The organism is Micromonospora xinjiangensis (genome assembly GCF_056150165.1).
In genome coordinates, this window is the sequence record NZ_JAXCFO010000003.1 from 194,546 (window position 1) to 207,050 (window position 12,505).

The window sequence follows — 12,505 nt, forward strand, 5'->3', positions numbered from 1 at the left end:
CCACCGCTGGGATCCGGGCTGGTTGGCCGCTGACGAAGCGCACTCATGGCGTTGAGTCCGCGCTGTCGTCGCGAGCACGGCGCGATCCAGCTACTGCGGTCGCTCTGCGAAGATGTCGGCATGCTCCAGGAGTGATCGGGCGAAGTCGACGGGAGGCAGGGCCCTTCCCCGCTCACGTTCCGCGTCCGTAATCGGCACGATGTTGATCACCCTGACAGCGCCTGCGCTGGTGTGGACGTAGTCCAGCCCACCGGCGCTCAACGGCCCGGCAAGGAAGACGGCACGGCATCCGGGGAAGGTCGGGAAATCCTCCCGGAGACCGATCATGTGGCCCCAGTTCAGTTGCATTCCCGTGACGAACGGGTGCACCGCAAGGTCGGCCAACCGGCCAGCGATCGCCTGCTCTTCGGAACGGGTTAGCGGCGCGCGCCGCCGGAGGTGGAGCTCGGCGCGACCACCTCCACCCGGTCCGGGCGCCGCCGGCATTTCCGCTGCCGCCATGCCGATGGTGGCGAAAGAGGTGATGCCCGTCGCGGATGTCGGCCGGTACACGAGCACATCCAGCCGGCTGATCGGTCCCCGCTCGTCTTCGAAGAGGATGCCGTCGTCCTCCTCACCCAACTGCGTCTGGTAGGCGTTGAAGATGTCTCGCAGAACAGGAGGAGCGGCCACGGCGCGCACTCTACGCCGTTCGAAGGTCCTCTGTGGTTCACTGGCCGCGGCCGGGACGGAGGAGCACAAGTGATCAAGGCGGTCTTCTTCGATGTCGGCGGGACGATTCTCGACGAGTCTCGCGAGTTCGAGAGCTGGGCGGACTGGCTCGGCGTGCCACGGCACACGTTCTCCGCGGTCTTCGGTGCGGCGATCGCCCGGGGTCTGGACTGGCAGGAACCGTTCCGGGTCTTCCGGCCCGGCTTCGATCTCGCGGCCGAACTCGAACGCCGGGCGGCTGCCGGCGTTCCGGAGTCGTTCGGCGAAGCGGATCTCTACCCCGACGCCCGATCGTGCCTGACCTCCTTGCGGGAGCAGGGTCTGTTGGTGGGCTTGGCCGGCAACCAGCCCGCTCACGCCGGGACGACCCTCCGCGACCTCGACCTGCCCGTGGACGTGATCGGCACGTCGCACGGCTGGGGCGTGGCGAAGCCGTCACCGGCCTTCTTCGCGCACGTCATCCGGGAGGGCGGGGGCGACCCGTCCGCCATCCTGTACGTCGGTGATCGGCCGGACAACGACGTACGCCCGGCCGTGGCGGCCGGGATGAACGCCTGCCTGATCCGGCGCGGTCCGTGGGGTCACATTCTCGACATGCCGGCCGTGTCGGAGCAGTGCCTGTTCCGCATCGACTCGCTGGACGAGCTTCCGAGCCTGGTCGCGGAGCACAACGCGGCGAGTGGCTGACCCGCCGACCGCGTCGGCGGCGCTGCCGTCCGGCGGAGCTGCTGGGGTGGCCGGTGGCGGGGCGGCCCGTGTCCCGGGGGTCGAGCCTGGGCGAGGGCGGAGGACCGGGCCTCGGCTCACCCGTCGGTGGCGATCGCCGCGATGGCGGCGAGCGGCCGGTGGGTGCCGTCGCCGGGTCGCCGTTGCCGCTCGACCTCCGTGAAGCCGGCCCGCGCCAGCCGCGCCGAGAATTCGTCGACGGGCCAGCGGTAGGCGGTCGCGACCTTGTGGTCGAAGGCGGAGACCTCGTCAGCGTCGAAGAAGCCGACCACCAACGGCCCACCCGGGGCCATCGCGCGCGCGAATCCCGCGAGCACGCCGTCGAGCTCCTGGGGCGGAAGGTGGATCAACGAATACCACGCCAGGATGCCGGCGGCGGAGTGGTCGGCGACGGCGAGATCCGCGATCGACCCGAGGTGGTACCTACCGTCGGGATAGGCCGCCCGCGCGTGGGCGATGAACTCCGGGACTATGTCGATTCCCGTCGCGTCGACGCCCGACGAGCGGAGGTGGTCGGTGATGTGACCGGGCCCGCAGCCCAGGTCGAGCACCGTGCCGGGCCGGCCCGCCAGGTGTCGCGCAATGAAGGCCAGGTCGTCGTCGTGCACCTTCTGGCTCGTACCGAACAGCTCGATGTAGAGCTCTGCGACGGACGCGTATGCCTGCCGGACCTGCTCCATGCCCACCGGGTGACTATAGGGGCTCGTCCGGAACGCCGACGGGGCCCAACGTCGGCGAGCGGATCGCTCGAAGCCGCCGGCTCTCGGGTCAGCGGCTACTACCCGCCGACGCCCGTCAGGGTCGCGCGGCTGTGCCGACACATCGCAGGACCGGAACACCCTTTCGGGTGGCCGGGTCACTCGCGGGTGAGTCCCGGCGGGAGGGCGTCCTCGTCGGGGCCGACCCGACGGGCGTTCACCAGCGGATCGCGGCACAGGGCGTCGATCAGCGCCGCGGTGCCGCCGATATCGGTCCACGTGTCGTCCCAGAGGGCGGAGACGAGCCAGGAGCGGTCCGCCGGGAAGAACAGGTCGGGCAACGGCCCCTTGCCGCGCATGTGACCGATCCGCCAGGTGAGGGCCTGCTCGGGCCCCGCCTCGACCAGCACGTAGGGCCAGTCCCAGTAGAGCCGCACCCGGGGCGCGGCGGGGAAGACGACGTCGTGGGCGCCGGTGTCGAGGAAGCCCAGCAGCCAGGGCTGGTCGGGGGTGTTCGCCACGAGTACGTCGACCAGCGCGCGTTCGTGGGCCCGGATGCCGAGGCCGTCGGGCGGATGGACGGTGGCGTAGGCGTCGAACACCGGCGGGATCGCGGTGGTGACCGTGAGGCCTTCCGTGGTGTGACCGGCGATCCAGGCGACGTCGTCGGTCGTACCCAGTCGCCAGCTCCGTCCGTCCCTGGTCACGTCCATGAAGCCCATCCAAGCCGATGCGTCCGTGTTTCGTGGCGCTGGCGGGAAAGCGGCGCAGGCCACCCGGTCAGAGCGTGATCCAGTAGCGCCGGACGGCGCCGAGCTCGGTGTCCCGGACGTCGTCGAGGACGCCACCGTGGCGCTCGATCGTCCTCGCCGAGGCGACGTTGTCGACCGCGCAGGTCACCAACACCCGGTCGAGCCCGAGTGCCCGCGCCTCGTCCAGCATCCGGCCGAGCGCCCAGGTGGCGAGCCCGCGCCGGCGGGCGGACGGCCGGATGCCGTAGCCGATGTGCCCCGCGACGCGGAGCAGGAATTCGTCGAGCCGGTGCCGCAGCGCGATCCCGCCGAGAACGCGGTCACCGTCCACGATCCACCGGTACGTGCAGGGCACCGCGCCGTCGTGGCGCGGCTCGGTCGGGTCGGACTCGTCCGTGAGCCGGGCCACCCAGGCCGCGAACCCGGCGGGCGAGTCCACCTCGTCGGAGGGCCGCAGGCCGAAGCCGTCCTCGTGGGTGCCGGGGCCCCACTCGTCGCGCGCCTCCAGCCAGGCCGCGTGCAGGCGGACGGTCGGCGCGATCAGTTCGGGCACCCGCCGACGATAGCGGCCCGGCCCGCGTGCCGACCACGTCGCCGCCGCCGAGGCGAGTGCGGGTGGGCGGCCAGGACACCCGCCACTGGAGGCCGGTTCCTAAGCTCTCGGCCATGGGAGCGATCAAGCCGTGGCACGTCATGACCCTGCTCATCTGCCTCCTGCCGGCCCTCGCGGCGATCGGCGCCGGGTTGTGGGCGGTCAGCCGCTCCCGCCGGCGCCGCTGAACAGTGGCGGGAGTGGATGTCACGGCATGGCTCGGCCGGGCCGGGGTAGGAGGAACCGCATCAACCCCCCGGAAGTGAGGTGTGACGCCGATGCCGACAGCACGCGAGATCATGACCAGTGACGTGACGTGCATCCGCGAGCAGGACGACCTTCGGACCGCGGCCAGGCAGATGGCCCAGCTGGGGGTCGGCTCCCTGCCGATCTGCGGTGCGGACGACCGGCTCAAGGGCATGCTGACCGACCGCGACATCGTGGTGAAGGTGTTGGCCGAGGGTCGCGACCCGAGCAACGTGACCGCCGGCGAGCTGGCCCAGGGCGAGGCGGTGACCATCGGCGCCGACGACGAGGCGGCCGAGATCCTGCGGACGATGGGCCAGCACAAGGTCCGCCGGCTGCCGGTGATCGACGGGCATCGGCTCGTCGGCATCGTGGCCGTGGCCGACGTGGCCCGCTCGCTGCCGGAACGCCCGGTCGGCGACCTGATCGAAGCCATCTCCGAGCGCGGCTGACCGCGCCCCCACCTCCGATCGCCGCCGCCGGCTCCGCCCGGCTGGCGGCGATCGTTCGTACGCCGGCCGCGGCCGCCGCCGCAGCCCCGATTGTGGAGCACCCCACCGGGGCTGCCCGTGCACCACCGGTCGTGGCGTACAGGGGCTGACGGCCGGGCGCGGTCAGGCGGCGGGCGCGAGCGGCACGGTCTCGCCGCGGGCGATGGTGCGTACGCCGCCCACGAGGCCACGGCGGCGGGCCTCCTCGACGAAGTGCGCCAGCGGTGAGCGGAAGACCCGGTAGTCGTCGTAGTGGATCGGCACGGTCAGCCTCGGCCGCATCAACTCGACCACGTCGGCGCCCTGCCGCCCGTCCATGGTGAGCAGGACGCCGGCCACCTTCGTGCCGCCGAGGTGGATGAGCATCGCGTCGATCTCCGGGTACCGCTCGGGGATCCGCGCGAGTTGCGGCCGGTTCAGGGTGTCGCCGGTGATGTAGAGGCGGAAGGCCCGGGTGCCACCGCGTACCAGGTCGATCATCGTGCCCATCACGTCCGGCAACAGCCAGTCGAGCAGACCGGGGCCGTGCTGGCCGGGCAGCGAGGTCAGCCGCAGGAACTCACCGTCGCCGTGCAGCTCGTGGGACTGCCAGGTGGGCAACCCCTCGACCGCGTGGAAGCCCCAGCGGCGCAGCTTCCGTTCCGCCGCCGGGGTGGTGACGATCGGCAGGTCGCGGTCGAGTTCCCGGCGGGCCACCCGATCGAAGTGGTCACCGTGCAGGTGGGAGAGGACCACCGCGTCGAGCGTCGGCAGTTGGGCGATCCGCAGCGCCGGATCGGTGAGCCGCCGCGACCACATCCCCTTGCCGAGGTAGGCACGCTGCCCCCGGTGCAGGAAGTTCGGGTCGGTGAGCAGGGTGAACCCGCCGATCCGGAGCACCGTGGTGGCGGTGCCGACGAACGTGACCTGCGGCTGCTGTGTCAATGCGCCCATCTCCACCCTGGCCTCGTACCCGCGAAGGGGCCGGGCATGCGGATCGGCGGTGCTCACTGCTGCGGCGCGGACCCGGAGCCGTCGGAGTCGCCCGCGTCGGGGTGCTCGGCGCTGCCGTGGTCGGCCGCCGTGCCCACCGGAGGCAGCCGTTCCACGAGCCGGCTGAGCGCGCCGTTGGCGAAGGTGGCGCCGAGCGCGGACCCGGCGGCGATGCCCCAGCCCACCGGGCCGAGCGGCGTACAGCCGAAGAAGTGGCTGAGACCCGGCGTCTGCACCACCGCGGCCAGGACCCCGAGCGACCCGGCCGTGGAGGCGAGCACCGCCGGGCTGGTGCCACCGGCCAGCACGGTCTGGCCGAGCTGCGTGCCGACCAGCGAGACCAGGGCCACGGTGCTCGCGCGACGCGGCCCGCCGGGGGTGTAGCGGGCGAGCGTCCAGCCGGCGGTCGCACCGAGGGCGGTCGCACCGGCGCGCAGCCCGATCTCCCGGTTGAGTGTCGCGCCCAGCGACGTGTCCGGCCCCTCCCGGAGCAGGCCGTCCGTGCGGTCCGCGGCCGGTGGACGGACGGCGATGGCGAGCGCGGGCGCCAGGTCGGTGAGCAGGTTGACCAGCAGCAGCTGCCGCCCGTTGAGCACTGACTGGCCGGTCGCGGCCGCGGTCAGCACGCTGAAGGCGATCTCACCGAGGTTGCCGCCCACCAGGATGCTCAGCGCGTGCCGGACGGAGGACCACATGGCCCGCCCCTCGACCAGCGTCGCGATGATCGTCTCCAGCCGGTCGTCGGTGACGACCAGGTCGGCGGCGGCCCGGGCGGCCGGGGTGCCCCGCTGACCGAGCGCGATCCCCACGTCGGCGAGACGGATCGCCGGCGCGTCGTTCGCGCCGTCCCCCGTCATGGCGACGGTACGACCGCACTTCTGCAACGCCCTGATGATGCGGACCTTGTGCGCCGGCGTGCAGCGGGCCACGACGTCGGTGCGGGCCAGCCGCTCGGCGAGCGCCTCGTCGTCGAGCTGGTCGAGTTCGGTGGCCGTGACCACGTCCTGCTCGTCGCGCTCCGTGATGGTGGCGGCGATGGCCTCGGCGGTCGCCGGATGGTCGCCGGTGATCATGATGGTGTGCACGCCGGCCTCCTGGATGCGGCGTACGGCGGGGGCGGCGCTCTTCCGCACCCCGTCGGCGAGGGCCAGGAAGCCGACGAAGCTGAGGTTCCGGACCTGGTCGTCGGTGACGCCGCTGTCGGTGACCCGGCACTCGGCGACCGCCAGGATCCGGTGCCCGGCGCCGGCACGGTCGGAGAGCAGCCGGCCCAGCTCGGTACGCCCGGCGTCATCCAGCGGCTCGTCCCGCCCGTCGACCCGGCGCGACGCGCAGCGGGGCAGCACCGACTCCGGTGCGCCCTTCACGCTGAGCAACAGGCCGCTCTCGGTTTCGCCGACGGTCGCGTGGTAGCCGCGGGAGGGCTCGAACGGCAGCCCGCCGACCGCCCGCCAGCCGGCCGCACCGGTCTGCTCGACCACTCCGGCGGCCGCCGCGCCGTGCCGGACCGCGCGGTCGGTCTGGTGGGTCAGCTCATTCGGGTCGTCGGCACCGGGGGTGGCACGCAGCGCCGCACCCAACGTGGACCGCAGGCGCTCCTCCAGCCGGTCGACGGGCGCGTATCGGCTGGCGTCGCCGTCACCGACACCGGCCAGCATCAACTGCCCCTCGGTGAGGGTGCCGGTCTTGTCGAAGCAGAGCACGTCCACCCGGCCGAGCGCCTCGATCGTGCGGGGGTTGCGGACCAACGCGCCGTGCTCGGCCAACCGCCGGGCCGCCGCGAGCTGTGCGGCACTCACGAGGAACGGCAGCCCCTCCGGCACCGAGGCCACGGCCAGGTTCGCGGCGGTCGCGGCGGTCTGCGCCAGCGGTACGCCCCGGAGCAGCCCGGCGCCGGCTACCGCAACGGCGGAACCGGCCGCCAGCGGGATGGAAGCCCGGGTGAGCCGGCCGAGCCGCGCCTCCACACCACCGGCCGGAGGCGCCTGGCGGGCGAGCGCGAGACTGCGCCCCGCCTCGGTGTCGGAGCCGGTCGCGACCACCACGGCGGTGCCGTGCCCGGCAGCGATCGTCGTGCCCTCGTACACCATCGAATGCCGGTCCGCGACGGCCGCGGCCACCACCGGTTGCGGGGACTTGGCAACCGGGAGCGACTCACCGGTCAACGACGACTCGTCGGCTTCCAGGCCCACCGCCTCGATCACCCGGCAGTCGGCTGGTACCGCATCCCCCGGCTCCAACTGGAGGACGTCACCGGGCACGAGGTCGTCGGCCGCCACCACCCGCTCGTCGCCGTCGCGCCGGACGCGCGCGGTGACCGCCGAGCGGGAGAGCAGCTCGGCGAGGGATCGCTCGGTGTTGCGCTGGTGCACGGCCCCGATCAACGCCGAGCCACCGACCACGCCACCCACGAGCGCGGCGTCCACCAGCGAGCCGAACGACGCGGAGAGCAGGGCACCGGCGGCCAGCACGGGCGTGAGCGGATTGGACAGCTCGTCGACGAACGCCCGGAGCAGGCCGCCCGCACCCGGGGCGTCGCCGCCGCCCCGGCCGACGTGCCGCCGCTGCGCCTCCACGTCGGTCAACCCGTCCCGGCCGGTGCCCAGCCGGTCGAGGACCGCCTCCACCGGCATCAGGTGCCAGGCGGTCGTCACCGGCACCGGCGTGTCGTCCGGCTGGGGCAACCGGCTGGCTCGCCACACCCCGTTGCCGAAGGCCAGCGCCGCCGCTCCGTTCACCGCGAGCAGGCTCCGGCTGGGCAGTTCCGGGGGTGGGGCGGTGAACGCGTTGAGCGCGCCGAGACTGGTTCCGGCCATGGCCAGCCGGATGTTCTGCCGGGTCATCCGGCGGGCCGCGCCCGCCGCCTCGATGAGCAGCGCCGCCACCCGCAGGTCGGTGCCGACCAGCAGGTGGGCGCCCCACGGCGGCAGGTCGTCCGGGTCGTACATGCCGAGCCCGCAGTCCGAGGCACCGAGCGCCGCCCGATCGCCGGAGACCAGCATCACCGTGGCACCGTCGCGCTGGAGCGAGCGGACCGACTCGGTCAGCCGGTCGCCCCCGGGCAGGACGAGGTCGGCGAAGCCGTACCGCTGCGCGTCGTCACCGGCCACCACGAGCCGCAGGCCGGCGTGGCGGGCGGCGGCGGGCAGCCCTTCGACACCCGGCGCGGGCTCGGCCTCCACCCGCAGCAGAGCGGCGAGCGTGTCGCCCCGGGCGAGGCCGAGCAGGCGGCCACCCGCCGAGCGGAGCCGGGCACTGTCGTCGGTGTCGCCCGGGTCGTCGGCCTCCAGCCGGTCCAACGGGCCGATCCGCCAGCCGTCGGCCTCGTGCAGCCGGTCCGGCTGCTCCGGGTCGAAGAGCGCGAACGCCCGCTCGGCCACCTGCCCGGTGTCCGCGTCGGCCAGCGGTGCCAGGTCGGCGAGGACGCCGCGATCCGAGCCGAGCACGGCGGCGTCGAGCACGACCGTGTCGATCCGGTCCAGTTCGCGGAGCACGACGCGGTCCATCGCGATGACACCGCGCCGGGCCAGGATGCGACCCAACTGGGCGCCGTAGCCCTCGCGGCCGCTGCCCGGCGCCTTCGGCAGCGCCGAGAGCCCCAGCGCGGCCGCGCGTTTCCGGCCGAGCACGGGGAAGGCACCAGCGGCGGCCGCGGCACCCGCCGTCAACATCCGGATCGCGTACCTCTCCAGCGGGCCGTCCGGTTTCGGGCGGGGCCGGTCCGCCACCGGCCACCGCGCGACGGCCCGGTCCGGGTGGCCGGTCAGGCCGGGCTCGGCCTTCTCCCAGACGCGCAGCTGGGCCCGGTCCTCCCCCCACTGCACGATCCGCTGCGCGCCGTCGAGCACGATGCCGGCCCAGCCGCCGGTCAGGCCCTGCACCACCGCCTCGGCGAGCGGGAAGATCAGGTCGGCGCGGGGGTCGGCCCGCAGGCCGCGGCCCGCCAACGCGTGCAGCCGCGGGTGCAGGTCCACCGCGCCGAGCAGGCCGGCCACCTCCCCCGGGACCGGGGTGAACGGCAGGATCCGGGTGGCCGCCGAGATGGTCAGGCCCAGCGCGTCCGAGGCGAGCGCGCCCAGGGTCCGGGGGGTGCGCGGCCCCTCCTCCGGGGGGTGCGGGGGCGGCACCTCCGGGTCCGGCTCGTACGGGCAGGTCCGCTCGACCCGGGAGATCGTGGCGATGAGGTCGCGCAGCTTCGGCTCCGGCGGCTCGACGGCCACCACCACCCGACCCGACGGGGCGTTGACCCGGGCCCAGGCCACCCCCGGCATGCCCTCGAGCGCGCTCTCGACCTGGCGGGCCAGGGCGTCGCCGCCGTCCTGGCAGACGCCGTGCACCTCGATGTGGTGCCGGCCCGGGCGGGACCAGACGCGACGGCTGGTCAGCCCGGCCAACCGGGCCATCCGCGAGGCCGCGGAGCCGACCGTCCGGGACGCCTCCCCGACCAGTCGTGGCACGTCGAGCGGCGGGAGGAGCCGAGCGGCGACGCGCCCTGGCAGGGTCATCGAGGCGTACGGCCGGACGGGTGCCGGCGGAACTCCCCTGCCTTGCTGCCCCTGCCGTACGCCATCTCGCCTCCCGCGCGTCGCGTCCGGCGGCCTGGCTTCCCGGCGTGCCGTCCGTTATGCCCCCCGAGCAGGGGAAGTTTCCCTCAGCGACGGCGCATGGACCGGATGGTCGGTGGAAAGCGGCGGGTGGTACGAGCTGACGGGGAGGCCGGAATGAGCACACTGACCCGACATCTGAACGGGGCCCGCGAGAGCATCCACATGTACAGCCGGCGGGTGCAGGTGCCGCTGCTGGGCGAGGTGGCGGTCCCGCCCGCCGACAAGGTCGTCTACTACGGGGGCGTCGCGTTGCTCGCCGCCCTCCAGATCATCGAGTGGCCGGTCGCCCTGGCGGTCACGGCCGGCCACCTCCTGGCCGACCAGCACCTGTCCGGGCTGGTGAAGGGGTTCGGCGAGGCGCTCCAGACCGCCTGAGGGAGAGTGCCGGGTTGACCTCAATCCGGGTTGAGGTCGCAGGCTGGCTCCATGCTGATCCACGTGTCGAGGACCGACCGGCCGGGTGACCGGTGACCGCCACCGTCGCGCCGGCCGCACCGGCGCGGGGCAGCCTGCTGACCCCCCGGCTGCGCGCCATGACGGTGGGCAGCGTGGCGCTGATCTCGCTGCTCGCGTTCGAGGCGCTGGCCGTCGGCACCGCGATGCCGACGGTCGCGCGCAGCCTCGACGGGCTCGGCCTGTACGGGCTGGCCTTCGGGGGGCCGTTCGCCGCCGGCGTGCTCGCCATGGTGCTCTCCGGCATCTGGTGCGACGCGCGCGGACCGGGCTCGCCGATGTGGCAGGGGCTGCTCTGGTTCGTGGTGGGCCTGGTGGTCGCCGGCACCGCGACGACGATGGGTGTGCTGGTCGTCGGCCGGGTGGTGCAGGGCTTCGGCTCCGGGCTGCTCTCCGTGGCGCTGTACGTGATCGTCGGCCAGGTCTACCCGGAGGAGCTGCACCGGCGGATCTTCGCCGCCTTCGCCGCCGCGTGGGTCGTACCGTCGCTGGTCGGGCCGGCGCTGGCCGGGCTGGTCGTCGAGCACCTCGGGTGGCGTTGGGTCTTCCTCGCGGTGCCGGCGGTGGCCGTGCCGGCGGCGCTGCTCATGCGGCCCGGCCTGCGGGCGATCGCCGGCACGACGGTGGCCCGGCCGGCGGCGGGCGCGGTGGCGCGGATCGGCTGGGCCTGTGGGGCGGGGTTGAGCGCCGCACTGCTGCACATCGGGGGACAGCAGCGCGGCGCGTACGCCCTGGCGCTCACGGCGGTCGCTATGACCGGCCTGCTGGTCTGCGTACCCCGTCTGTTGCCGGCGGGGTTCGTCCGGGCCGCCCGAGGGCTGCCGACCGTGGTCGGGCTGCGTGGCCTCGCGTCGGCGGCGTTCGTCGGCGCGGAGGTGGTCATCCCGCTGATGCTCTCGCGGGAGCGGGGTCTCTCGCCGACGGCCGCCGGGCTGGTTCTCACGGTCGGGGCTCTCTCCTGGTCGGTGGGCTCCTGGATCCAGGGCCGGATCCCGGCGCCGGCGTCGCGGGCGACCCTGCCGCGGGTCGGGCTGGCCTGCATCACCGTGGGCGTCGCCACGGTGGCGCTCACCGTCGCGTCCTGGACGCCGGTCGCCGTGGTCGTGCTCGGCTGGGCCGTCGCGGGGCTGGGCATGGGCCTGCTCTACCCGTCGCTGTCGGCCCTCACCCTGGAGTTGTCCGCCCCCGGCGAGCAGGGCCGGAACAGTTCGTCGTTGCAGCTGGGCGACTCGCTCTTCGCGGCCGTCGTGCTGGCGCTCACCGGAGCGGTGCTGGCCGCCGGCTCCTCGCCCGGCCCCGGCAGCTACCTCCTCACCCTCGCGGTGTCGGCCGGCCTGGCCCTCGTCGGCGCGCTCCTGTCCGGCCGGGTGAGCCCGGCCCGGTGAGCGCCCGCCCGCCGCCCGTCGGGTGGGTGTTCCGCCGATCCCGGTGGTGGCCGGCGCGAACCGGCGCGGAGCGGGGAGCGGGCCGGGAGGATGGCGGGTGATGAGCTTCCTGACCGTCCTGCCGCTGGCCGTCGTGATGGTCGCCGGTACGCAGTTCGTCGCGGCGGTCCTGCTCCCGTCGGCCGATCGCCCGCGCGCCGCCCCGCTCGGGTATCTGGGCGGGGTGGCGGCCGTGGTCACCGTCGGGGTCACGGTCGGCTGGCTGGTCACCCGGACGGTGCGGGGTTTCGCCGACCGGGCGGAGACCGACGTCGGCCACCTCGAGCGCACCGCGCAGCGGATCGACTGGGCGGTGTTGGGGCTGCTGGTCGTCGTGGCCGTGGTCGTCTACCGGCGTCGCCACCAGACCGGCACGCCGCGCTGGCTGAACGTCCTCCAGCACGCCGGGCCGGCCGAGGCCGCGCGGCTCGGTGCGGTGCTCGTCGCCACCTCTCCGAGCGACGACCTCACCATGGCGGCCGTCGGAGCGAGCGTCGCCCGGCACGACCTGTCCTGGTGGCACCTGCTGCCGTTCGTCGGGGTGGTCCTCGCGCTGCTCGCCCTTCCGCTGCTCGCCCTGCTGCTGGCCGGCCGCCGTGCCACCGCGGTGCTGCCCCGCGTCCGGACGTGGTCCGACCACAACGCGTGGGTGATCAGCGAGGTCGTGATCGCGTTCTACGCCCTGGTGACCGTGCTCGACCTGCTGGACTGAGTGAAGGACGGGCGGCGGGATGGTGAGCCCGCGCACAACCCGTCACACGGGACATCGGGCGGCCGTCGATGTCGCGGAGCCGATGGCTGGCGAGGGCGTGCCCGCGGAGCAACCGGGGCGT

General features: G+C 74.2%; 11 protein-coding genes. 5 read left to right on the top strand and 6 right to left on the bottom strand.

Annotated features, from left to right (window positions below):
* Window positions 1-90 precede the first annotated feature (90 nt).
* Entirely contained in the window at window positions 91-672 is a 582-nt protein-coding gene (locus tag SM573_RS12775; RefSeq protein ID WP_474616147.1) for a suppressor of fused domain protein, read from the bottom strand.
* Window positions 673-741: 69 nt separating this feature from the next.
* Here SM573_RS12775 and SM573_RS12780 point away from each other — a divergent pair, with 69 nt between their 5' ends.
* Window positions 742-1,398 (top strand): HAD family hydrolase, encoded by a 657-nt coding sequence (locus tag SM573_RS12780; RefSeq protein WP_474616148.1) that lies wholly within the window; start codon window positions 742-744, stop codon window positions 1,396-1,398.
* A gap of 116 nt (window positions 1,399-1,514) precedes the next feature.
* Here the strand turns inward: SM573_RS12780 and SM573_RS12785 are convergent, their stop codons facing one another.
* The 3 genes from SM573_RS12785 to SM573_RS12795 all read right to left on the bottom strand — a co-directional run bounded on the left by SM573_RS12785 (window position 1,515) and on the right by SM573_RS12795 (window position 3,440).
* Window positions 1,515-2,123, bottom strand: coding sequence for a class I SAM-dependent methyltransferase (locus SM573_RS12785; protein ID WP_474616149.1), 609 nt, complete (start codon window positions 2,121-2,123; stop codon window positions 1,515-1,517).
* 170 nt (window positions 2,124-2,293) lie between these two features.
* Window positions 2,294-2,848 (bottom strand): hypothetical protein, encoded by a 555-nt coding sequence (locus tag SM573_RS12790; protein ID WP_474616150.1) that lies wholly within the window; start codon window positions 2,846-2,848, stop codon window positions 2,294-2,296.
* 67 nt (window positions 2,849-2,915) lie between these two features.
* Complete coding sequence (locus SM573_RS12795; protein WP_474616151.1) at window positions 2,916-3,440, bottom strand: GNAT family N-acetyltransferase; 525 nt, start codon at window positions 3,438-3,440, stop codon at window positions 2,916-2,918.
* Between the two features lie 317 nt (window positions 3,441-3,757).
* Here SM573_RS12795 and SM573_RS12800 point away from each other — a divergent pair, with 317 nt between their 5' ends.
* Window positions 3,758-4,177: a CBS domain-containing protein gene (locus SM573_RS12800; protein WP_474576188.1), complete on the top strand. Its 420-nt coding sequence runs from the start codon at window positions 3,758-3,760 to the stop codon at window positions 4,175-4,177.
* A gap of 162 nt (window positions 4,178-4,339) precedes the next feature.
* Here the strand turns inward: SM573_RS12800 and SM573_RS12805 are convergent, their stop codons facing one another.
* Both SM573_RS12805 and SM573_RS12810 read right to left on the bottom strand, forming a co-directional pair.
* On the bottom strand, window positions 4,340-5,149 hold the full coding sequence (locus SM573_RS12805) for an MBL fold metallo-hydrolase (protein ID WP_474616152.1): 810 nt from the start codon (window positions 5,147-5,149) through the stop codon (window positions 4,340-4,342).
* A gap of 53 nt (window positions 5,150-5,202) precedes the next feature.
* Complete coding sequence (locus SM573_RS12810) at window positions 5,203-9,693, bottom strand: HAD-IC family P-type ATPase (protein ID WP_474616153.1); 4,491 nt, start codon at window positions 9,691-9,693, stop codon at window positions 5,203-5,205.
* Window positions 9,694-9,909: 216 nt separating this feature from the next.
* Here SM573_RS12810 and SM573_RS12815 point away from each other — a divergent pair, with 216 nt between their 5' ends.
* The 3 genes from SM573_RS12815 (at window position 9,910) to SM573_RS12825 (ending at window position 12,384) form a co-directional block, all read left to right on the top strand.
* Window positions 9,910-10,170, top strand: a complete 261-nt coding sequence (locus tag SM573_RS12815; protein WP_474613391.1) for a hypothetical protein — start codon at window positions 9,910-9,912, stop codon at window positions 10,168-10,170.
* 92 nt (window positions 10,171-10,262) lie between these two features.
* Complete coding sequence (locus SM573_RS12820; protein ID WP_474616154.1) at window positions 10,263-11,633, top strand: MFS transporter; 1,371 nt, start codon at window positions 10,263-10,265, stop codon at window positions 11,631-11,633.
* 100 nt (window positions 11,634-11,733) lie between these two features.
* The gene (locus SM573_RS12825; protein ID WP_474616155.1) at window positions 11,734-12,384 is read left to right on the top strand and encodes a GAP family protein; all 651 of its coding nucleotides are present in this window, start codon (window positions 11,734-11,736) and stop codon (window positions 12,382-12,384) included.
* Window positions 12,385-12,505: the final 121 nt, after the last annotated feature.